The sequence below is a fragment of the Mesorhizobium sp. M0139 genome, assembly GCF_040322455.1.
Classification (GTDB): Bacteria; Pseudomonadota; Alphaproteobacteria; order Rhizobiales; family Rhizobiaceae; genus Mesorhizobium.
Window position 1 is genome coordinate 259064 of the sequence record NZ_JAMYTN010000002.1, and the last position, 20360, is coordinate 279423.

18 protein-coding genes, 2 tRNA genes and 1 pseudogene are annotated in these 20360 nt (G+C 62.4%); 15 read left to right on the forward strand and 6 right to left on the reverse strand.

Annotated elements, in window-relative coordinates; genetic code table 11:
- Positions 1 to 7 precede the first annotated feature (7 nt).
- Complete coding sequence (locus tag NKJ58_RS03780; protein ID WP_352764993.1) at positions 8 to 3394, reverse strand: YhdP family protein; 3387 nt, start codon at positions 3392 to 3394, stop codon at positions 8 to 10.
- A gap of 184 nt (positions 3395 to 3578) precedes the next feature.
- Between NKJ58_RS03780 and NKJ58_RS03785 the strand changes: the two genes are divergently transcribed.
- From NKJ58_RS03785 to NKJ58_RS03795, 3 genes and pseudogenes are all read left to right on the forward strand, one after another.
- Positions 3579 to 4046, forward strand: a complete 468-nt coding sequence (locus NKJ58_RS03785; protein WP_023706427.1) for a peroxiredoxin — start codon at positions 3579 to 3581, stop codon at positions 4044 to 4046.
- Positions 4047 to 4211: 165 nt separating this feature from the next.
- The gene (locus NKJ58_RS03790; RefSeq protein ID WP_023690221.1) at positions 4212 to 5495 is read left to right on the forward strand and encodes a M23 family metallopeptidase; all 1284 of its coding nucleotides are present in this window, start codon (positions 4212 to 4214) and stop codon (positions 5493 to 5495) included.
- 93 nt (positions 5496 to 5588) lie between these two features.
- A pseudogene (locus NKJ58_RS03795) lies at positions 5589 to 5846 on the forward strand (ABC transporter permease); the annotation flags it as partial.
- 47 nt (positions 5847 to 5893) lie between these two features.
- Here NKJ58_RS03795 and NKJ58_RS03800 read toward each other — a convergent pair.
- Positions 5894 to 7075, reverse strand: a complete 1182-nt coding sequence (locus tag NKJ58_RS03800) for a M24 family metallopeptidase (RefSeq protein ID WP_023748552.1) — start codon at positions 7073 to 7075, stop codon at positions 5894 to 5896.
- 212 nt (positions 7076 to 7287) lie between these two features.
- Between NKJ58_RS03800 and NKJ58_RS03805 the strand changes: the two genes are divergently transcribed.
- From NKJ58_RS03805 to NKJ58_RS03825, 5 genes are all read left to right on the forward strand, one after another.
- Positions 7288 to 8454 (forward strand): ROK family transcriptional regulator, encoded by a 1167-nt coding sequence (locus NKJ58_RS03805; RefSeq protein WP_023694099.1) that lies wholly within the window; start codon positions 7288 to 7290, stop codon positions 8452 to 8454.
- The gene (locus NKJ58_RS03810) at positions 8451 to 9215 is read left to right on the forward strand and encodes an ATP-binding cassette domain-containing protein (RefSeq protein WP_352498172.1); all 765 of its coding nucleotides are present in this window, start codon (positions 8451 to 8453) and stop codon (positions 9213 to 9215) included. The genes NKJ58_RS03805 and NKJ58_RS03810 overlap by 4 nt, the downstream gene beginning before the upstream one ends.
- A gap of 41 nt (positions 9216 to 9256) precedes the next feature.
- Positions 9257 to 10297: a sugar ABC transporter substrate-binding protein gene (locus tag NKJ58_RS03815; protein WP_352498171.1), complete on the forward strand. Its 1041-nt coding sequence runs from the start codon at positions 9257 to 9259 to the stop codon at positions 10295 to 10297.
- 158 nt (positions 10298 to 10455) lie between these two features.
- Entirely contained in the window at positions 10456 to 11451 is a 996-nt protein-coding gene (locus tag NKJ58_RS03820) for an ABC transporter permease (RefSeq protein ID WP_023697543.1), read from the forward strand.
- A 12-nt stretch (positions 11452 to 11463) separates the two neighbouring features.
- Positions 11464 to 12234 (forward strand): SDR family oxidoreductase, encoded by a 771-nt coding sequence (locus NKJ58_RS03825; RefSeq protein WP_352596281.1) that lies wholly within the window; start codon positions 11464 to 11466, stop codon positions 12232 to 12234.
- On the opposite strand, the gene NKJ58_RS03830 is transcribed toward NKJ58_RS03825, so the two are convergent.
- A complete protein-coding gene (locus NKJ58_RS03830) occupies positions 12235 to 13056 on the reverse strand; it encodes a M15 family metallopeptidase (RefSeq protein WP_352852785.1) in 822 nt (273 codons plus the stop codon).
- 87 nt (positions 13057 to 13143) lie between these two features.
- Between NKJ58_RS03830 and NKJ58_RS03835 the strand changes: the two genes are divergently transcribed.
- Positions 13144 to 13707: a hypothetical protein gene (locus tag NKJ58_RS03835; protein ID WP_031203220.1), complete on the forward strand. Its 564-nt coding sequence runs from the start codon at positions 13144 to 13146 to the stop codon at positions 13705 to 13707.
- A gap of 530 nt (positions 13708 to 14237) precedes the next feature.
- Complete coding sequence (locus NKJ58_RS03840; protein ID WP_352852786.1) at positions 14238 to 15098, forward strand: toll/interleukin-1 receptor domain-containing protein; 861 nt, start codon at positions 14238 to 14240, stop codon at positions 15096 to 15098.
- A gap of 42 nt (positions 15099 to 15140) precedes the next feature.
- On the opposite strand, the gene NKJ58_RS03845 is transcribed toward NKJ58_RS03840, so the two are convergent.
- Positions 15141 to 15216, reverse strand: a tRNA-Val gene (locus tag NKJ58_RS03845).
- A 218-nt stretch (positions 15217 to 15434) separates the two neighbouring features.
- Here NKJ58_RS03845 and NKJ58_RS03850 point away from each other — a divergent pair.
- Positions 15435 to 15511: transfer RNA gene (locus NKJ58_RS03850), tRNA-Asp, on the forward strand.
- Between the two features lie 45 nt (positions 15512 to 15556).
- On the opposite strand, the gene NKJ58_RS03855 is transcribed toward NKJ58_RS03850, so the two are convergent.
- Positions 15557 to 16744: a site-specific integrase gene (locus NKJ58_RS03855; RefSeq protein WP_352852787.1), complete on the reverse strand. Its 1188-nt coding sequence runs from the start codon at positions 16742 to 16744 to the stop codon at positions 15557 to 15559.
- Positions 16737 to 17027 carry a hypothetical protein gene (locus NKJ58_RS03860; protein ID WP_352852788.1) on the reverse strand — a complete coding sequence of 97 codons (291 nt, stop codon included), beginning with the start codon at positions 17025 to 17027 and terminating at the stop codon, positions 16737 to 16739. The genes NKJ58_RS03855 and NKJ58_RS03860 overlap by 8 nt, the downstream gene beginning before the upstream one ends.
- An 881-nt stretch (positions 17028 to 17908) precedes the next feature.
- On the opposite strand from NKJ58_RS03860, the gene NKJ58_RS03865 reads away from it, so the two are divergent.
- The 4 genes from NKJ58_RS03865 (at position 17909) to NKJ58_RS03880 (ending at position 20312) form a co-directional block, all read left to right on the forward strand.
- Complete coding sequence (locus NKJ58_RS03865; protein WP_023708898.1) at positions 17909 to 18085, forward strand: hypothetical protein; 177 nt, start codon at positions 17909 to 17911, stop codon at positions 18083 to 18085.
- 403 nt (positions 18086 to 18488) lie between these two features.
- Positions 18489 to 18719, forward strand: coding sequence for a hypothetical protein (locus tag NKJ58_RS03870; protein ID WP_023751432.1), 231 nt, complete (start codon positions 18489 to 18491; stop codon positions 18717 to 18719).
- A gap of 643 nt (positions 18720 to 19362) precedes the next feature.
- Positions 19363 to 19629: a hypothetical protein gene (locus NKJ58_RS03875; protein WP_198020701.1), complete on the forward strand. Its 267-nt coding sequence runs from the start codon at positions 19363 to 19365 to the stop codon at positions 19627 to 19629.
- A gap of 383 nt (positions 19630 to 20012) precedes the next feature.
- Positions 20013 to 20312, forward strand: coding sequence for a DUF1236 domain-containing protein (locus tag NKJ58_RS03880; protein ID WP_023669226.1), 300 nt, complete (start codon positions 20013 to 20015; stop codon positions 20310 to 20312).
- Positions 20313 to 20360 lie beyond the last annotated feature (48 nt).

The following is a 20360-nucleotide window of genomic DNA, read 5'->3' on the forward strand; positions in this document are numbered from 1 at the left end:
GGGATCCTCAGCGATACTCGAAGATCGACCGGAAAATGCCCGGCGCGATTACCGATAGCGGGTTGATGTCCAGCACCGGCTTGTTGGCGTTGCCCTTAAGCCGGTAGGTGACGCCGATCAGGCCTCGGTCGCGGCCGTTGCCGAGCAGAACGCCGACCAACGGCAACTCGCCGAAGATGCGGTTGAGGCCATAGGCCGGCATGAAGGTTCCGGTCATGTCCATATTGTTGTTCTGGTCGTAGAGCGTGCCTTGGAAGGTGGTGCCGATGCGCGGGCCGCGCAGCACGCCATTCGCCAATTTCAAATAGCCCGACCCCTTGTCGATCTCGGTAAAGCCGCGCTCGAACTTTACCCGCGAAGTGTCGATCTTGCCCTTGACCGCTTCGTTCAGGCTGCGGCTGTCGCCGGCTGGCGTAGTCGATACGATGGACGCAAGCTTCGGTTCATTGACGATGAAGAAGTTGCTCGAATCGACCTGTCCCCGCATCGGGCCGTCGGCTGCGCCACTGAGCGCCAGCGTGATCGATCCGCCTTCCATATGCTCGTAGATGTTGAGGAAGCGCAATATGGCGCCTGCGTCGGCCGACTTCATGGTGAGCGCGCGAGCACCATTGCCTGCCGTATTGCTGATGGTGATGGCGGCGCCGGAACTTGCCGCGGCGCTGACCTTGAGCCTGTTCACCCTGGAGCCGGCGGCACTGTAGTCGAGCTTCAAATTGGACAGGACCTCGTCATGGAACCCGCTTAGCGAATTGACGTCGGCGCTAACCGAAACCGCGTCCGTGCCGGTGGTTTTGGTGGCGGTATCGACATCGGAGGTGAACTGCTTGATCAGCGAGCGGGCATCGAGCGCGTTGCCGCTGACATCGACTGCGAAGCCCTTGCCCGACCGCTTCACCGTCACGGCGACATCGTCGCCCCGGTTCAAGGCGACTTTGCTGAAGCGGGCCGAAGACAGCGCGCCCTTGACCAGGACGACATCGCCTTCGACCGAAAAGCTCTTTCCGTCGAGGTCGAAGTCAGACAGCGTCGTGGTATCGCCGGACTTGCTCATTGTAAAAGTGGCATTGGCGGCAATGCCCGGCCCCTTGCTCCAGCCTGCCCAGGGAATGTCCAGCCTGGCGCTCGTCAGGTCAACGTCGACGTTCTGGCTGCCGCCTTCGCCGCTCTTGTCGATTGTCACCTTGATGGTGCCGGAAATCAGCGGCGACAGGCCAGGCATGGCGATGGCGCGCGTCTTGTCGTCGAGCACAAGCGCCACCTTGCGGCTGCGCGGCGGCCCGCCATCCCTGAGCGGCTCAACCAGATCGAGCTCGGCTGGAATGCCGTTCAGCCGCGCCTTGGCAGAGATCACCGCCTTGCCGGGCCCGACTTCGATCGAGCCGTCGGCATCGGTCACCATCTGGCCTTCGAACGGCTTGGCGAGCGACAGGTCCTTGTAGTCGAGCGATACCAGCCAATCGAGCTTCGACGTGTCGACGCCGGATTGCAACGGAATGTCGGCCTTGACGTGGCCGGTCACCGTGCCCGACAGGTCGTCCGGCAAGATGCCGACATGGCGCATGGCGTTGATCGGTTCGTAGGAGGCAAGTTCGGCGATGGCCGGCGCCTCGCCGGCGACGTCGATGTCGAGCGCGCCGATCACCGGCGGGTGGTTTGCCGCCTTTACCGACAGTGTGCCATTGCTTGCCGCCACGGTGCGGCCGCTCGGCATATAGACGCTGCCCGACGACAGCGCGACGTCGACATCGTTGCCGTGGAAGGAAACGACGCCGACGGCATCGCGTATCGGCGGGATGCGGCCGGCGGTGTCGAAACGCGAGCCCTCGACCTGGAAGCGGCCGAACACCTCGTCGGCCGAAAGCGGCACGCCGTTGCCGAGACGCCCCGGCACGACCTGGAACTGCAGGCTGGCATCGACGACGCGGCCGCCAAACAGGTTCTGCAGCACCCACAGCCGCGCGTTCTTGGCCGAGAACCAGGGCCACAATTGCTTGACGTGCGAGACCGCCATGTCGTGGACGTTGAGCGACACCGAGATACCCGGCGGTCCGTTGTCGATGAAGGAAACCGCAGCGGTTCCCAGCACTTCGCTCCCCGATCCCGACCTGATGCCGATCTGGTCGGCGACAAGCTTGCGGCTCTTGATCTGATAGACGCCGGCGATGCGGGCGAAGAAATTCAGCGCCGGCTCGGGCGATTCCGAAGGCGCCAGCGTCGAGCCGTCGCTGGTCAGGTCGTAACGATAGGAAGGCTCCTCGCCGGCCGCGCCGGTCGACGGCTTTGGCCCGATCGAGCCGGCGAAATTGAACGCCGAGCGCCCGGTCTTTAGAACCAGCCTGCCGACATCGATCTTGTTGGAGCCGGAGACAAGGGCGGCGTCGACATCGACATCGGCCGGCAACAGCCCGCGTGTGCCGAGGTCGAGCACCGAGCCGGTTAGCGACAGCGAGCCCGTCAGCCGCGAATCGGTCTCGCCCGAGCCTTCGGATCCCGTGAGCTTCAAAGCCATCGCGCCGGTTCGCCCGCCGGCCGCCGGCGTTGTCTCCGCGACATCCGCCATGTCGATGGCGGCGTTCAAGGCGGTAACGCGCATCGAGCTCGTATCGCGGGTGGCGGTGGCCGTGACGGTGAGCGCGCGGCCATCGACATCCGCCTCGGACGAGAACTCCATGCTGCCGGGGCCTGACTGCAGCACCGTGGCGTTGGCGATCGTGACCAGCTTGACCGATCCGGCCTCGGGCAGCTCGAACGCGACATTTCTAAGATCGATGCGGCGCATCGAATCCTCGCGCACGGCATCGAGTGCACGATTGACGTCACTGAAGACGACGGCGGCCAGTTTTTCCGGATCGATGAGACCGTCTTGATTGCGCAGGCGCGCTATCCAGTCACCACCCGACGGCATTGCCGCGGTGACGATATGGGCGTCGGAAATCCTGGCGCTGGTCAGCCGAACCTCGCCCGAAAGCAGCGGGACCAGCCGGATGCCGAAGCGGACGCGCCCGGCATCGGCCATCGGCTTGCCGTCGGCCGTCTCGACGCTGACATCCTTGACCTGCAGCGCAATGAAGCTCGATCCGTCAAGTGTCAGGCTGGCAGGACCGACGGCGACTTTGACGTCGAAACCGGCCAGTTTCTCGATCGCCGTTTCGGCTTCCAACCGCAGCCGTTCGCTGCCGATGCCGGTGGCGCCGATGACGTAGACGGCGGCCGCCGCCAGCAGCACAAGGGCTCCAATGCCGGCAAACAGCCGGGCAAGGATGCGAAAGCCGCGGCCGATCCGTGCCTTGCCGAGCGGCGGCACGCGGCAAGCGGACGGGAAAGCCCCCAGGTCGGTGATCTCGTCACGCCTGAACCGGATTTTCTCGTGCTGCGGTTCTTCCTGATCCACGCAATTTTCCGTTGTGCGAATTCGATCGTGGACGAATCCCCGCCCGACACTATAACGACGCAGGCTAGAGCATGATGCCGAAAAGTGTGAGGCGGTTTTCTCGGACAAACGGTTTCCGTTTGTCCAGACATCATGCTCTATCTCTTTGATTTAGGGCCGCGTAACCTCAAACAAGGGCATCGATATGGCTGATCTCGACGTTGGCGACGTTGCGCCGCAATTCGATCTTCCGCGCGACGGCGGCGGCTCGATCAGCCTTGCCTCGATGCGGGGGAAGCCCGTTGTACTTTATTTCTATCCGCAGGACGACACCACAAGTTGTACCAATGAGGCGATCAGCTTTTCGCAGCTGAAGCCGGAGTTCGAAAAGGCCGGCGCCGTGGTGATCGGCCTGTCGCCGGACAGCGTGAAGAAGCACGACAAGTTCAAAACCAAATACGATCTCACCGTCGACCTGGTTGCCGACGAGGAGCGCAAGGTGATCGAGGCTTACAATCTGTGGGTCGAAAAGACGATGTATGGCCGCAACTATATGGGCGTCGAGCGGGCGACGTTCCTGATCGGCAAGGACGGGCGGATCGCCGGGATCTGGCGCAAGGTCCGGGTGAAAGGCCATGCCGAAGCAGTGCTGGAGGCGGTCCGCGCGCTCTGAGGCGCCACCGATCTGGCCAACGCCGCGCAGTGCATTAGGGGCATAAGACATATATGCGGTTGGCTGACACCGTTGGTCACTAGCGCGCCCGCGAACGGCAAAACTTTGTTAACCCTAATAATGTGTAATCGGGCTTCGTTGGTGTCGTAACGAAAGCTTGGTCCCGTGAACCTAACCGGTCAGTCAGCGGTCTTCGGCAGGCGCAAGGAGCCGCATACGGTCATCATTGCGCGGGGCAATGAAATACGACATTTCACCATCCGGCCGTGGCTCGTCGCCTTTCTCGGCTCGGCACTGGCGGCGATCGCCATCGGCTATCTCTTGGCGACCTCCTATCTCGTGCTGCGCGACGATCTGATCGGCGCCACCACGGCCCGGCAGGCGCGCATGCAGCAGGCCTATGAGGATCGCATCTCGGCGCTTCGCGCGCAGGTCGACCGCATCACCAGCCGCCAGCTTCTCGACCAGAAACTGATGGAGACCAAGGTCAGCGAATTGATCGAGCGGCAGAGCCAGCTCAGCCAGCGCCATGGCCGCCTCGGCCCGATTCTCGAGCGGGCCGAAAACGAGGTCGGGACGCCGCCAACCGCTGATGCCGCAGCGACAACAAAACCCGACGAACATGCCGAACTGACTGGCGGCGAGCCACTCGCCTATTCGGTCGCCAGCCTTGGTTCGGGCGACACCAGGCCATTCTCGCTGTGGTCGACACGTTCCGATCCGCTGCCCAGCGAAACGGCTGCGGACCGTGCCGACAAATTGTTCGTCTCGATCAATGATTCACTGAAGGCTATCGAAAGCCAGCAACTCACCCGCATCGAAACCCTGGCCGACAACGCCTACAAGAACGCCGATGCCATCACCCAGGCGCTGGAAGCGGCCGGTCTGCCGGTCGACAGTGATTTCGGCAAAAACGAAAGCGATGTCGGCGGACCGCTGATCCCGCTTGACAGCTCGATGATGTTCGACAGCAAGGTCAAGGAACTGGACGAGGCGCTGGATACGCTCGACCAGTTGAAGAAAGAGGCGCGGCGGCTGCCGCTCGCCAACCCGGCGCCGGGCCACTCCGTCACCAGCCCGTTCGGCGTGCGCACTGACCCCATCCTCGGCACCGCTGCCCTGCACTCGGGCATGGATTTCCGCGCGCCGGTCGGCATGGCAGCCAAGGTCACGGCGGCCGGAATCGTTACCAAGGCCGGCTGGAACGGCGGCTATGGCCGCATGGTCGAGGTCGATCACGGCAACGGCTTTGCCACGCGCTACGGCCATCTGAGCGAGATCGACGTTGCCGTCGGCCAAAAACTCGCAGCCGGCGACATCATTGGCAAAACCGGCAGCAGCGGCCGTTCGACCGGCCCGCACCTGCACTACGAAGTCCGCCACAATGGCGAGGCCATCGACCCGCTGCGCTTCCTGACCGTCGGCAAGAAGGTCGAGCAGTATCTGTAGGGTCAAGCCAGGCGGCTGGTTGCACGCCCCCGCCTCCTTCACCCGTTGTACTATCCTGTTGTTTGGCAATCCGACATCGCGTGCTCCGGCGTCACGTTCTGGAGCCTGCGGCTGCCGCGCGCTTTGCCGATGCTGTTCTCATCGCTGAGGATTGCCTCGGCCACCGCCGTGATCGGCGCCATTGTCGGCGAATGGATCGGCTCCGACCAAGGACTTGGCGCGCTGATCATCCAGGCGTCCTTCAACTACCAGTCGGACCGCCTCTACGCGGCGATCGTGCTGTCATCGGGCCTGTCGATCGTCCTGTTTTGTCTTGTGGTGCTGATCGAGCGCCGGACGATCCAATATTGAGCAGATGCGTCAGGCGGGTCGCGGTGGCGTCCGTCGTGGCTGACCGGTCAGGATTTGACATGGATGTCTCGCGGGAATTTGGTCAGCGTCTCATGGCCGGTCTCGGTCACCAGAATGGTCTCGCTGATCTCGATGCCCCAGCCATCCATCCACATGCCAAGAATGGAGTGCAGGACGTTGCCGGGTTGCAGCGCGGTCTTGTCGCCGGGCCGCAGGCTGATCGTGTGCTCGCCCCAATCCGGGGGATAAGCGACGCCAATGGAGTAGCCGATGCGCGATTCCTTCTTCAGCCCGTAGCGCTGGATAACCTTGCGCCATGCGGCCTCGACCGCTTCGGCTGTGGTCCCCGGCCTGACCGCGTCGAGCACCGCATCCATGCCTTCGATCACCGCCTTTGCGGTGTCGGCGACACGGGCCGGCGTCTTGCCGAGCTGCATCGTTCGGGCGAGGCCTGCGGCATAGCGGCGGCAGACGCCGGCAAGTTCGAGCGCAATCGTCTCGTCCTTTCCGAACCGCCGGTCACTCCACATGATGTGCGGAGCCGATGCATTCTCGCCGCCGAGGATGGTCGGCGGCAGTGCCGTGATGTCGCCGGCGAAGTCCGGGCTGCCGGCGATCTGCGCCGCCTGGATCGCGGCAATCGCATCGCATTCGCGCACACCTGGCGCGATGACTTCGAAGGCCCGCGCAACAGCTGCTTCAGCCAAGGTCGACGCCTTGCGCAGGTAGGCAATTTCCGGAGCGGATTTCACGGCGCGGATCCAGTTCACCAGGAGATCGGCGTCGTGCCATTTCGCATTGGGCAGGCCAGCGACCAGCCGGGCATGCGCCTTCGGCGAGAAATAATAAGCTTCGAGCTCGATGCCGATATGTCTCGCGCCCCAGCCCTTGGCGACGATGCAGGCCGCTATCCAGTCCATCGGATGGCGATCGGCGCGCTGCACGTGGTCCTCGGGGAAGCCGACCACATTCTCCGGCTTCATCCAGGCCGTCAGCAAGCCGCCTGCCGCATCCATGGCGCGGCCGATCCAGACCGGCTCGGCCTCGTTTTCGATCGGGACAAGCACGACCTGCGGCGTGTAGAACGACCAGCCGTCATAGCCGGTGATGTAATGCTGGTTGGCGACATCGTTGACGACCAGCAGTTCCAGCCCACGCGCCGCCATCTCGGCGCGGATCTTCTTGAGCCGCCGCTGGTACTCATCGCGCGCAAAAGGCAATTCGATCATCGGTTTTCCTGCTGGATCACTGGTCGGGCGAGCCCCGCGCCCGCCTGACGTCATTCACCATTGCGGTGGTTTCAGCCCGGCTGCAATCGGCCAGCGCGGCGCATGGGACAGGTCCTGCACCGCGTCTGGGAACCATTCCGAATTATTTTTGAATTCCATTTGACTGAATAAATTGCCTGTGCAAGTCTTAGCCTTCCTAAAGGGCGCGGGACATGGCACTGCGGGGAACCAATCAGGAGTTCGGGCGGCCTTACAACCGGCGCATCGTGCTGGAGTCCATCCGCCTTCACGGTCCCATAGCTCGCGGCGACATTGCCGGCCGCGTTGGCCTCACCGTCCAGACCGTATCGACCATCGTTCGCGAACTCGAAGAGCATGGCTATGTGCTGTCGCTGCGCGAAGAGCCGCGCGGACGCGGGTTGCCGCCGGCGACGCTCAGGATCAACCCCGAGGGCGGCTATGCCGTCGGCGTCCACCTCACCCCGCTGGGGATCGACGCGGCGCTCATCAATCTCAGCGGCGATGTCATCGAGAGCATGCATCGCGAGGCGCCGCATGCGACGCCCGACCATGCCTTCGAGCTGATCGGCGCGATGGTGCCCGAGCTGACCGCGCTGCGGCCCGGCGGACGCGTGCTCGGCATCGGCATGGCGCTGCCTGGACCGTTCGGCGTGGAGTCGATGAGCTTCGTCGGCCCGACGACCATGGCCGGCTGGAAGGATGTCGCGCTGCCGGAACGGCTGGCGGCGTCGACCGGGCTGCCGGCCTTCTTCGAAACCGACATGGCGGCGGCGGCCATGGGCGAACGGCTTTACGGTCTCGGCTCCGGTTATTCCGAATACTACTACCTCTATTTCGGCGTCGGCCTCGGCGGCGTCATCGTGCATGACGGCGCGGTGATGCGCGGCGCCTGGGGCAATGCCGGCGAAATCGGACACATCCCTGCCGTTCCCGGTGGCGAGCCTTGCCCATGCGGTAACAGCGGCTGCCTCGAACGGTATCTCTCGCTAGAAGCACGTCGCCGCCGCAACATCAGCGACGCCGCCTGGGTGGCCGAGATCGCGCCGATCTTCCGCAACGCCATCGTCACAATCGAGAATGTATTCGACCCCGAAACCGTCATCCTCGGCGGGCTCGCCCCCACCGACCTCCTGGAAAAGCTGGTCGGCGCGGCGGGACAGCTTCCCAATTCGGTCTCGGCGCGGCGCGACCGCAAGACACCGCGCGTGACGGTGGCGACCGGCGGCAAGCATTCGGTGCTGCGCGGCGCTGCCGCCCTTGCAGTGTCCGGTGTGCTTTCGCCGCGCTTCGGCCAGATGTTCATCGCCGAGCGCGAGCGCCGGTCCGACCTCATGCACAGCAAGGGAGTGGCGGCATGACCGAACCGCTGCTGGTACTCGAAAACGTCACCAAGAATTACGGCGCCATCCATGCGCTGAGAGGCATCAGCTTCTCGATCGGCAAGGGCGAAGTCGTGGCGCTGCTCGGCGACAATGGCGCCGGCAAGTCGACGCTGGTCAAGATCATCGCCGGCGGCCTCGAACCCAGTTCCGGCCGCATGCTGTTCGAGGGCAAGGAATTCCTGGCGAAAACGCCGGCCGAGGCCAAGGCTGCCGGCATCGAGACCGTCTACCAGGACCTGTCGCTCTGCACCAATGTCGACGTCGTCGCCAATTTCTTCATGGGCCGCGAAATCACCCGCAAGGTTCTCGGTGTCCCCATCCTCGACGAGCGCGCCATGGAGGCCGTGGTCGGCAAGGCGCTGGCAAGTGCCGGCACCCGCATCCCGTCGCTGCGCACCAATGTCGAGCATCTCTCGGGCGGCCAACGCCAGGCCATCGAGCTCAACCGCTTCGTGCACTGGGGCGGCAAGCTGGTGCTGCTGGACGAGCCGTTCGCGGCACTCGGCGTCGAGCAGACCAGGCGCGGCCTCGAGATGATCCGCCAGGTGGCCAACCAGGGCATCGGCGTCGTGATCATCACCCACATCATGCAACAGGCCTTCCAGGTCGCCGACCGGATCGTGGTGATCCGGCAAGGCGTCGTGGCCGGCGATGTCGCACGCAACAAAACAAGTCCCGATGCGGTGATCAACATGATCACCGGTGAGACGCTTGCCGGTGCCGGACCGGCAAGTTGAGGGACAAAAGAGGGGTCCGGTATAAAAGAGGAGCGAACGACATGAAGCGAATACTGGTTCTTGTCTTCGGTATCCTGGCACTGGCTCTTGCCTCGCTCACGCCGGCATTGGCCCAGACCAAGGGCATCGTCTATTATATGGTTCCGACCCTGCTCGATGAATTCCAGACCGGCTCGGTGAGCGCGCTGGAGCTGTTCCTCAAGCAGGTCGGCTATGAGGTGAAAACACTCAACGCCGACAACAAGACCGACGCGCAGCAATCGCAGATGAACGACGTCATCGCGCTGAAGCCGGCGGCGATCATCCTGGCCGCCGTCGATTTCAACGCCTTGAAGCCGTCTATCGAAGCCGCCCGCGCGGCCGGCATCCCGGTGGTCGAGTTCGACCGCCAGATCACCTCGACCCCGTCCGACTTCACGTCGGTCGCGGGCACGGTCGAGATCGGCTACGTCGCCGCCGACCAGGCGCAAAAGCTTCTGACCGCCAAGAACGGCTCGGTGAAGGGCAAGATTCTGCAGGTGCTGGGCGATCCCGGCGATCCCTACACGCTCGACATCCAGAAGGGTTTCGAGGAGAAGTTGAAGGCGTTTCCTGACGTCAAGATCATCTCGCTGCCGGCCATGCAATGGGAAGCCAGCAACGCCGGCACGATCGTTGCCGACCAGATGCTCGCCAACCCCGACATCGACCTGATCTTCAGCCATGCCGCGCACCTCTCGGTTGCAGCCGTCGCCTCGCTCGAGGCCGCCGGCAAGAAGCCGGGCGACGTCATGCTGATGAGCTCGAACGGCGCTCCGGTCGGTCTCGACCTGATCCGCAAGGGCTGGCTCAATGTCGAAGTCGAGCAACCGCTCTACGCGCAGGCCGCAGCCGTCGCCATGTTCATGGACAAGATCGCCGGCAAGCAGGAAATCAAGCCTGGCGAGTATGACGTGCTCGGCTTGAAGTCGACCGTGACCAAGGAGAGCTGGGGCCCCAACATCAAGATCCCGGGCGCCGCCATCACCAAGGAAAACGTCGACAATCCGGCCTTCTGGGGCAACCAGAAGCCGCCGACGGACACGATCAAGTCTGTCGAATAGTCGCCTAGCGAAGCGCTCCGGGCCATTGCGGCCCGGAGCCTGCCCTTCACGACGCCGCGTCCAGGACGCCGTGGCGAACCTAAACCCGCGCCTGAACCCGACGAAATCGAGTTGATTTCTCAGCCTGATTTTCTCGGGGGCGCCAACCGGATCAGCCCATGAACCCGCGCAGCCGCAAAGCCCTGGAGTTCGTCCTCGACAACCTCGTCTGGTTCATGCTGATCTTTGTGCTGGTTGTCTTTTCCATCTTCGTCCCCAACTATTTCCAGCTCGGCATCTTCGCCAACATCATCGAGGCCTCGAGCGTTCTCGGCGTGATGTCGATCGGCCTGTCGCTGGTCATCATTGCCGGCCATATGGACCTGTCGGTAGAATCGGTGGCCGCACTCAGCGCCATGACCGTCGGCATCCTGTTCTGCTCGTCGGGCATCGGCATGGGCATACAGCTCAATCCGCAGTGGCTGATGGTTCCGGTTTCGCTGCTGGTTGCGCTCGCCGTCGGCGGCCTCATCGGCGCCTTCAACGGCTATCTGGTGGTCAAGGTGAAGATGAGCGCCTTTATCATTACGCTGGCGTCCTACATCTGGGTGCGCGGCCTGGTGCTGGTGATTTCCGGCGGCCGCTCGGCACAGGATCTGGCGCCGGCCATCCGCTGGTTCGGCATCCAGCGGCTGGCCGGCCTGCCGCTAACCGCCTGGATCGCCGTCGCCTGTTTCGTCCTGTTCTCGCTGATCATGGCCAAGACGCCGTTCGGCCGCCACCTCGTGATGATCGGCGGCAACGAGACAGCGACCTTCCGCGCCGGCATCCGCGTCAACCGCAATCTGATCATCGCCTTCGTACTTGCCGGCGCCATTGCCGGCCTCGCCGGCTGGCTGCTCGCCATCCGCACCTCGGGCGCCACCGCCAATCTCGGCACCGGGCTGTTGTTCAACGCCTTTGCCGCGGTCGTCATCGGCGGCGTCAGCTTGAAAGGCGGTGTCGGCACCTTGCCCGGCGTCTATGCCGGCGTGCTGCTGCTCTCCTCCATCAACACGGCAATCAACCTGATGGGCCTGCCGGCGAATTTCACCCAGGTGATCCATGGCCTTTTGGTGCTCGCCGCCGTGCTGCTCGACGCCTTCAAGCAAACCATTCGCCAAAGACTGGCATAGGAGACGGCTGGCATGACAGGACGGCTTGAGAACAAGGTCGCGCTTATCGTCGGCAGCGCACGCGGCATCGGCAAAGGCATTGCGCAGCGCTTTGCCGAGGAAGGTGCCAAGCTGGTCCTGGCCGACAGCGAGGCCGAGGCCGGCCAGGCGACCGCGGACGAACTCGGCGCTGCCTTCATCCGAACCGACATTTCGCAAATTGCCGACGCAGAAGCCGCGGTTGCGCTGGCGCTGAGCCGCCACGGTCGTCTCGACATCATCGTGCAGAATGCCGGCATCTATCCCTGGCAGCTCATCGAGAACACCAGCCCGGACGACTGGGACCGGGTGATGGCCGTCAATCTGCGCGGCACCTTCAACGCCACGCTGGCAGCGCTGGCGCCGATGAAGGCGCAGGGCTACGGGCGCATGCTCTACACCTCGTCGATCACCGGTCCGCACGTCACCAGCCCCGGCCACGGCCATTACGCCGCCAGCAAGGCCGGCATCAACGGCTTCATCCGATCCGCGGCGCTGGAGTTTTCCGGCTACGGCATCACCGTCAACGGCGTCGAGCCCGGTAACATCCTGACCGAAGCGATCGAGCTGCATCGGGGCGCCGCCTACATCAAGAACATGGAGGATTCGATCCCGCTCGGACGCCTCGGCAGCCCGCGCGACGTCGCCAACGCCTTCCTGTTCCTCGCCTCGGACGATGCCAGCTACATCACCGGCACGACCATCGTCGTCGACGGCGGCCAGTTGCTGCCCGAAGGCAAGGATTTCCGGCTGCTGCCGCCGTGATCAGCCGGATTTCTTGTAAAGCAGCAATTCAGGCCGGTACTCGAAATGCATGGTGTCGTAGTGATACCAGCGCCCGCCCCAGATGAAGCCATTTTTCTCGAACAGTTCCACGATTTCCAGCGGGATCCGGTTCTTGAAGGGAATGGGGGCCTTCGGGTTGGTTTTGTTCCTGTTGTTGTACCAGTAGTCGGAGAAGCCGACATTGATATCGAAGGCCGCCCCGAAGGAGTGGACGCTCAACCGGTCCGTGCCGGCGATGGGCCGCCAGACAAAGCCGCCGCCGGGCTTGAGCCCGTAACGGCTCAGCTCCGCGGGCATCGCCTCAAGCGCAGCGGAGACCTTGCCCAGCCGGTCGTTGATGCCAAACACCTTGGTAACCTGCACGGTCTTCTTGCCGAGCTTCGGCAACCATTTGACGTTGGCGATGTGCTTGCCCACCTCGGCGGCACTTGCCCCGTAGAGCTTCTCGAAGAAAGGTTCATTGCGGATACGGCCGGGATCGAAATCCTCCGCCGGGACCAGCGCGCCCTCGGCTGCTCTGGGATAGACGTAGCGAAACATGTCTTCGATGTCGGGGCTCTCAAGCAGCGCGTCGGCGTCGCGCGCCTTGCCGTCGTTCCACACCATGGTGGTGCCGTCGGTCCAGGTCAGGACATTGCCCGAAATGGTGAAAAGGCCGGGATAGGCCTTGAGCAAGGCTGCCTTGGCGGCGGGCTGGTCGACGCCGTCGCCCACATTCCCCGCATAGGCGAAGCGCCCAATACCAGAGATTGCCAATGCCAATAGCAGCTGTAACATCAGCCGCCGTGGATGGTCGATCATTGTGCTGCCTCCGCGAGGGCTTTCATTCATCGTGCATTTAACAAGGCAGCTGTACCATGCTGGTCGAATCGAACGGGAGACAAAATCATGTCAAAAACCTTCACTGCTTTGATCCGGATGACGTTTACATTCATTTGCCTGGTCGGCCTGGCCTCGTCAGTTTCTATCCTTTTCCCCGCCACCGCGTCGGCCCAGCGCATGCAGAAATGCGCCGATGAAGGCGGCACGTGCCGCCTGCCCTACCCCTCGGAAGTGGTCTACGGCGCGCGCGGCCAGACCACCTCCCGCTTCTTCGATCGTCGTTCCGTGCCTTGCTCGAATCGCGTCTTCGGCGACCCGGCGCCCGGCCGCGACAAAGCCTGCTATATTGCGAGGCGCGATAGCGGTAATGATTATGGTGACAACGACGACGACAATTACGGCAATGATGACAATTACGGCGATAATGATTACGGCCAGGGCCGCGGCAGATGGGTGGCCTGCGCCTCGGAGGGGCGGTTCTGCGAGTTCCGTGGCCGCAAAGTGGTGAGATACGGGGCGCGTGGCCAGTACGTCCAGGGCGTATTCAGGAACGGCGTCACATGCAGCGTCGACGCCTTTGGCGAGGATCCCATCCGCCGCGTGAAGAAGAACTGCTACGTCAAGCGATAGACTAGCGCGCCAGGAAAGAACGGCGGGTGCGGCTCATTGCGGCCGCGCCCGGTATTCGGGATATGCGGGCCGGATATGGTGGGCGATGACGGGCTCGAACCGCCGACATCTTCGCTGAGAACGCTATCGTCAACTCGACCGCTGTGAACCCTTATCGCGGCACGGTGACACGGCACCTACGCCGATATCGAAGCCGTATGCGAACAACGTCGACAAGTACACGCTTGCCCGCATCTGCGAGCCGAAACAGGAAGAAGTGGCGGAGCCGATCGTCGCGGGCGTGGGTCGAACTTGCTCTGCAGCTGCCATCCAGACGGAAGACATTTGTGCATATTCCGCTTTGGCGACGCGCCGTAATGGCCTCTTGTACTTAGTCCACCGTGCGACGCGAAGGGCCGGTGCATGTGTCCTCTGGCGAGACATGAAACGGACTGCACCCGCAGTAATGGCCAGTCTATCGCCAGACTAGCTGCGAGGTCACCGCTCATGCTATTTTGGGGCCTTCTCGTTGATGTGGGAAGAGGCAGGCCTTGCTTGGCGACGTATTCATCAACTACCGACGGCAGACCGATTCCGGCGTGGCGGGCCGCGTCTACGATAATCTGAACCGCGCGCTTCCTGATGCATCCATCTTCATGGACGTCGACAAGCTCAACCCCGGCGATGACTTTGAGGTGGCGCTTGCCCGCAGTTTGGCCAGCTGCAAAATCATGCTGGCGATCGTGGGGCCGCAGTGGGCCGCGCTTACCGATGAGCAGGGCCAGGTTCGGCTGGAGTCCCCCGACGACTTCGTGCGCAAGGAGATCCGTACGGCACTCCAGGCTGGGGTGCGCGTCATCCCCGTGCTCGTCAACGGCGCCAGCATGCCAAAGAAAAGCGCCTTGCCACCCGATCTGCAGGACCTGGCCAAGCGTCAAGCCATGGAGGTCCGCCACGAGCGCTTCAACGACGATATGGCGGCGATTGCGTCGGCGATAGCGAAGCCAGCGGCGCGGCGGCCGAGGCTCTGGCTGCTGTACGGGCTGGTCGCGATGATCGCGCTCGGCATCGGCGGGACAACGGTGGCGTTGTGGCCGAGGCCCTCCCCTTTGCCGTCGCCTATCGAGCCCGCAGCGATCGAGGCCAAAGGGTGCAAGGAAGGATTCGTCTGGCGATCGGCGATCTTCGGCGACAGCGTGTGCGTGAGTCCTGCCGACTACGGCGAGGTGCAGGCGCAGAATGCCAATGCCCGCAACAATCGTTCGCCGACCGGCGGACCTTACGGCGACAGCACCTGCCGCGACGGCTACGTCTGGCGTGAAGCGTTCGAGAGCGACTTGGTCTGCGTCACCCCTTTCGAACGCGACAAGGCCAGGAAGCAGAATGCCGACAACGCATACAACCGGATATGAGACCGTAACTCCGGGCAAGCACCGATTTATCAAGAAATTGAGTGGTGGGCGATGACGGGCTCGAACCGCCGACATCTTCGGTGTAAACGAAGCGCTCTACCAACTGAGCTAATCGCCCGCTCCGGCCGGACCTTTAAGCGGTCGCAACCGGCTTCGCAAGGCCAAATGAACAGCTGCGAGCTTAGCCGCACAGTGGTTTTCGCGGGCAAAGTGCCGCCCGTCAAAAAACCTTCTCCTGTTTGCGTTTATGCTGTCCAGCTGCGCTTGACACCCGGTGGCGAACCCCTTATCCACCGCCCCAACGACGAACACAGCTGACACGTGCTCGTCCAATGCGCGGGTGTAGCTCAGTTGGTTAGAGTGCCGGCCTGTCACGCCGGAGGTCGCGGGTTCGAGCCCCGTCACTCGCGCCATTAATTTCAAGGGGTTAGCTACCGCCCCTTGAAAAGTTTCAACTCTCATTCTCCGGAGAGTTTCAACTTTCTGTATTCGTTCCGTTCCAGGCCAAGCAGCGTTCTGCCCTTGCGGCGGCTGGCGTCAGCTGAGCGGACGGCGGCCAGATTGACCGGCATATAGGTCTTCTGCAGCGCCTTGTTCCCGTCGATCGAATTGCCCATCTTGGCCGAGATTGCCTCGACCGACGCGCCTCCGGCATTCGCCTCGACCGCGCCGGAACGCCGCATGTCCATCAGCCGCCGCTTCTCCGATGTCCCGAACACCAGCGTGCGCAGATCGGCAAAGTCGTCGACCAGAGAATCCTTCGTGTAAGGCACGCCGGCGCGCGGCCGGCCGCCCTTCGGGCCCGGCGCGAAACCGCGCGAGCGAAAGATCGGCGCATCGTCGAGCAGGGTGACGCCTAGTGATTCGACATAGGCCAGCACCAGGCGTTGCGTGCGTAACGACAGCGTGCCGAAAGCCGCCTCGCCACTCTTGCTGCGTGCAATCAGGAAACCCCATTCCTGCGCTGTCTGCATTGCCTGCGCCGGTGTGAGCGTGCGCACGTCGAGGGGTGAGAAGCTCGTGTCCCACGCAACGGCGATGATGCAGGCCAGTCCGCGGTAGCCGGCGCGCCAGGCGCACTTGACCATGCGCACCGCCTCGCCTGCCGTCCAGGTCTGGTGGCGCGGTGGTGGCGTCTGGCGGCGGATCGCCTGCGATGGGTCGGAGCCGGGCGGGCATAGCTTCATGCCGGCCATGACATTGTAGAGCGAACGCCACGTCTTTACGGCACGGTAGGCGATGTCGACACCTTTGACCCGCAGCAGACGGCCATACCAGTCGTCGAGCAGCTCGAGGGTGATGTCGGCTGGCGGCAGGTCGGCGAAGTACGGCTCGATGAAGGTCCAGCCGCGCTCCCAATCCTCGCGGGTGCGCGGTGGCTTGCGCTTCCATGCATCCATGCGGCGGTAGCGTGCAAAGGCGTCGCCGATGGAATCCTTTGGCCATACATGCAGGCGCGACGGCTCCCTGCCCTTGCGGAGTTCCTGCCAGCGGTCTTCCCACTCCCGGGCTATCGTCCAGGCCTCAGGCCCGTCGATTCCACAGGAAATGCATCTGAATCCAGCTTCGATCATTGTCGGCGTCGGCAGCCAGTAGCCGTATTTGCCCTTACGGATGACGTAGTGCTTCAACTTGATCTTACCCAAGGGTCGCCAGCCTCGCTCTTGCAATGTCAATGCTAGACTGCGCGCCCGATCCCGATCCTGCAAGACCCGAGCGTCGATCGAGCCAGGCGCCGATCGCAACCATGTCGTAGTTGCCGGTGATTGGGCAGGCCTTGGGAAAGCCTTGATCCTGCAACGCGGGCAGCAATTCCATGAATTCCCGTAGCGTCAGGTGGAGATAACGCGCCGCCTTGATCGCCGGCACGAGCCGCGGCTGTACCGGGAAGCGGATAGATGACGGTTGTAATGTGTGGGTTTGGCTCATGGCACCAAAACTCTATCCACCGTCCATCGGGACAGCGGATGGGCGCTTGTCGTTGAGTGGGTGTGAATTTCGCCAATGTCAGCCTCCGCCGCAGAGCATGCGATGTTCCTACTCCGTGATCTCGTTATTCCTGCATCGAGCGTCAATGAGGCTTAGAATAGCGGCCTTTCTCCCCCATGCCCATTCCTCCAGTCCTTTAATCGCAGAATCGGCAGCCACAGGGCGAGAATACTTATAATCGGCGGCCTCGAAGCCGCTACGCCCGGCCAACCCGGTATGCGTCATGACAGCGTCTGAGTTGTGCGTAGCCAGAATCCCCGCCCTGTGCACTGGCGAAATCACCAGCCTTTAGACAGCATCCTCGCTTGGGGCGGCGGCGCGTCCAGCCTGCGGCGTCGCCATGCTGACGCTCTTTCGACGCCCGATTAGCTGTTCTCAAGGTCACGAACTTGCTCCGGCAATGAAATGGACACCGCGCCGAAGCGGGAGTTCGAAGCTCTAAGCGCCATACAGCGGGCTCGTGATGCCGACGATTGCGACATCACCGAATTTGCCGTTCCTCTCCGACCCGCCCGCCCGATCGACACCCAAGCACACTGCCTTGTGACGTCACCTCAGGGCATACCTTGATCTTATCAGCGATTACCCGTCGGCCAAGGCATCTGTTTTGAAATTCGCTTGATGGCGTCCCTGCCCTTGCCGTTCGACTCCGTCCAGTCCTTGTCTGTCAATTTGTTGCGACGAGAGCTAGTCCCTGTCCTGCTGGTCCGTCTCGTCTCATGTCGTGGCTCTGCAAAAACCGTAGCAGCATGTTCGCAACCTGTTCACCCATGTTGATTTCACGAGTTTCCGACTGTCGGCATATAAGAGGGAGAGGTCCGATGGATTTCATGTTGATGGTGAACATTGCCGGCGGCATCCTTCTGGCCATTGCAATCCCCTCGGTGTGTCTCGTCGGATGGCTGTTTTACCGTTCGGGATCGGGACAATTGAGAGGCGAAAGCTGTGACAATGAAAAGCCCGCCACCGTGAGCCAGACCAGAAAACTCGTATTTTAGCACCGACGAAACAAAGCTCGCTATTCTGCGTTGAGGCTCGTCGAACAACGGAGCTTCACGAATGGATCCGGCAACTGCAGCTGTGATGATTTTGCTTTCTTGCAGTCCCGCCCAGGGAGTCTGCAAGCCACTCGATACATCACCGGCCATGTTCGGATCCTTGACACATGCCAGTTGGCGTTAGCCGTGAGGCTCGAGGGCGCTCCCAACGGGTCGTCGGGCGATGCAGTTCGATCGACCCCTCCGCTACAGGTTCCGTTCCAGCCGGGTATAGCACGATTGTCGTCACGCGGGGCACAGGGGCGGGTGCGGTGAGCAGTCGCTACATCGTGCCGCACAAAAACTGAAGCCAGTCCACCGTGAGGCAGCGGAATATTCATTCTCGACCGGACAATTATAGGCCTTGCCCTCCCTCTATGGAGCCATAATCGGCATCGTTGGCATCGCGCTCGTCGTCCGCTTCGCCATCGTCGTCGCCTTCCCTGTCATTGGTCCCGGTGACTTCGATGCCACTGGCCAGACAGGGTTCGAGATCCGGGTCGGGCTCTACGAAGTCGAGCAGCTACATCAGGCGTTCTTCATCATCGATCGAGCGACGGACCGCCATGTCCGAAAGGCAGAGGTTCGTGGCTAGATAGCGAAGAATCGCACACGGCTTTCCCTCATTCGCATGGTCCGCAGAAATTAGCATGATCGCCTACTCTCATCTCGTCCGGCGTCGTCTGCCTCAAAGCAGCGCCGGTAAGGCTCGGCGCCCTTCTTGGTTTCTCCCCGTATGTCAAAAGGAGGTCGCCGGGCCTTACCAGGCCCCGCTGCTCATCGCTTGCGGGGTGTCCTGATGGCTGAGCTTGGCCCCGTGGCCTAACGGCCAGAACCAAACGTTCCGAAAAGCTTTCCCAGGCTGGCGGCAGCCGAAGGGCTGCACAAGAGGGATCGTCAGACCGCTCCTGGCGCACCACAGCGACACCACCAAGCTGTAAGTCAGGTCCATCGGCGCTGCTGATGAGTGCCCTCAGATGGATTGCGTTTGCCACGAAAAAGGAATCGTACCGGCCCGTTCTCAGCACGTCAGCCGGAACGGGCCATGGGCAGAAGCAGCCGACTAGCTAAAATCGCAAGACGACCGAAGGACCACGTCGGCGATAGCACCGGACCCGACGGCGCCCGTGTCGCCAGTAACTACGGCAGACTCTTCTCCAGCCCCGCCGGCGGCGGCGGCGCCGGTGGTAGTAATCTGGGTCGTAGTCTGGGTCGTAATCTTGGTCGTAGTAGCGCCGATGGTTGACCGGCTCCACTTCCGCGTGAGTACCTTCGTTGTCGAAGGCGTCTGGCGCGTCGAGTTCTTCGAGAATGCCGCTTTTGGCCGCTGGAACACCGGCCAATGCGTTGATAGGCCGGACCGCGCCTGCAAAGGCTGCTGCCCCTGCAACGCCAAATATCGCTGTCAAAAAGGATCGCCGATCCATAGTAAACCTCCCAACTTACATGAGATGAACGAAGCGCCCCGCCTGCTGAAGGAGCAGGCCCAGCGCACGGTAAAATAGAGGTTTCGCCAGCCGCTCAAGCAACTCGCGAATCCTATCAGCGCAGGAAGGGACCTGGCTGCGCCGATCCAAGACATGTCAGCTAAGGACGACCGCCATTACCAGAAAGGTAACGGCCGTTGCAAAAATCGGTGCGAGCAACCATCGCGCCTGGCCAACACTTTGATCCATTTGTGCTCTCCCATTGTGGAGAACCAACAACCTGAAGCCCTAATCCGTTCCGCCTAGTCCAAAGGTAAGACCATTGCGTTGTACGGTCGGACTTTAGACCAATCGGATTAGACAAAGGTGCGTAGGCGGGAACGTTTACCCCGGTTCAAAGTTGGTTGCCGGGCAGTGCGGGACGATGATCGTCGTGTGCCGGTCCTTGCAGGAGAGAAGATATGAAGATGCACTTTGTGAACACCGCCGCAGCCATGTTGCTCTTGGCGGGGATCGGCTCCGCCGCCGCTGACGACATTATCATCCAGCCGGAACAGGACACGGTCATCCGTGAGTATGTCAAGAAGCAGCCCTTAGCTTCGGTGAACCTTCCCGGCGTGGAATTGAACGTCGGGACAGCTCTGCCGGAAACTGTGGAGATCCACGAGGTCCCGAACGTCAAATACCGTTACGTGGTGGTCGACAACCGCACGGTCCTGGTCGATCCGGGCACCCGCAAGATCGTGAAAGTTTACGACTGAGATTTCGAACGAACCCACGCTCGCCACCCTTGGGTGGCGAGTGTGTGC

What these genes read in the sequence shown, in the direction of transcription:
- NKJ58_RS03830 (WP_352852785.1), bottom strand. Translation starts at nt 13,056, where the DNA reads ATGATCGACCATCCACGGCGGCTGATGTTACAGCTGCTATTGGCATTG.
- NKJ58_RS03805 (WP_023694099.1), top strand. Translation starts at nt 7,288, where the DNA reads ATGGCACTGCGGGGAACCAATCAGGAGTTCGGGCGGCCTTACAACCGG.
- NKJ58_RS03835 (WP_031203220.1), top strand. Translation starts at nt 13,144, where the DNA reads ATGTCAAAAACCTTCACTGCTTTGATCCGGATGACGTTTACATTCATT.
- NKJ58_RS03860 (WP_352852788.1), bottom strand. Translation starts at nt 17,027, where the DNA reads ATGAGCCAAACCCACACATTACAACCGTCATCTATCCGCTTCCCGGTA.
- NKJ58_RS03815 (WP_352498171.1), top strand. Translation starts at nt 9,257, where the DNA reads ATGAAGCGAATACTGGTTCTTGTCTTCGGTATCCTGGCACTGGCTCTT.
- NKJ58_RS03785 (WP_023706427.1), top strand. Translation starts at nt 3,579, where the DNA reads ATGGCTGATCTCGACGTTGGCGACGTTGCGCCGCAATTCGATCTTCCG.
- NKJ58_RS03820 (WP_023697543.1), top strand. Translation starts at nt 10,456, where the DNA reads ATGAACCCGCGCAGCCGCAAAGCCCTGGAGTTCGTCCTCGACAACCTC.
- NKJ58_RS03810 (WP_352498172.1), top strand. Translation starts at nt 8,451, where the DNA reads ATGACCGAACCGCTGCTGGTACTCGAAAACGTCACCAAGAATTACGGC.
- NKJ58_RS03880 (WP_023669226.1), top strand. Translation starts at nt 20,013, where the DNA reads ATGAAGATGCACTTTGTGAACACCGCCGCAGCCATGTTGCTCTTGGCG.
- NKJ58_RS03825 (WP_352596281.1), top strand. Translation starts at nt 11,464, where the DNA reads ATGACAGGACGGCTTGAGAACAAGGTCGCGCTTATCGTCGGCAGCGCA.
- NKJ58_RS03875 (WP_198020701.1), top strand. Translation starts at nt 19,363, where the DNA reads ATGGTTGACCGGCTCCACTTCCGCGTGAGTACCTTCGTTGTCGAAGGC.
- NKJ58_RS03865 (WP_023708898.1), top strand. Translation starts at nt 17,909, where the DNA reads ATGGATTTCATGTTGATGGTGAACATTGCCGGCGGCATCCTTCTGGCC.
- NKJ58_RS03800 (WP_023748552.1), bottom strand. Translation starts at nt 7,075, where the DNA reads ATGATCGAATTGCCTTTTGCGCGCGATGAGTACCAGCGGCGGCTCAAG.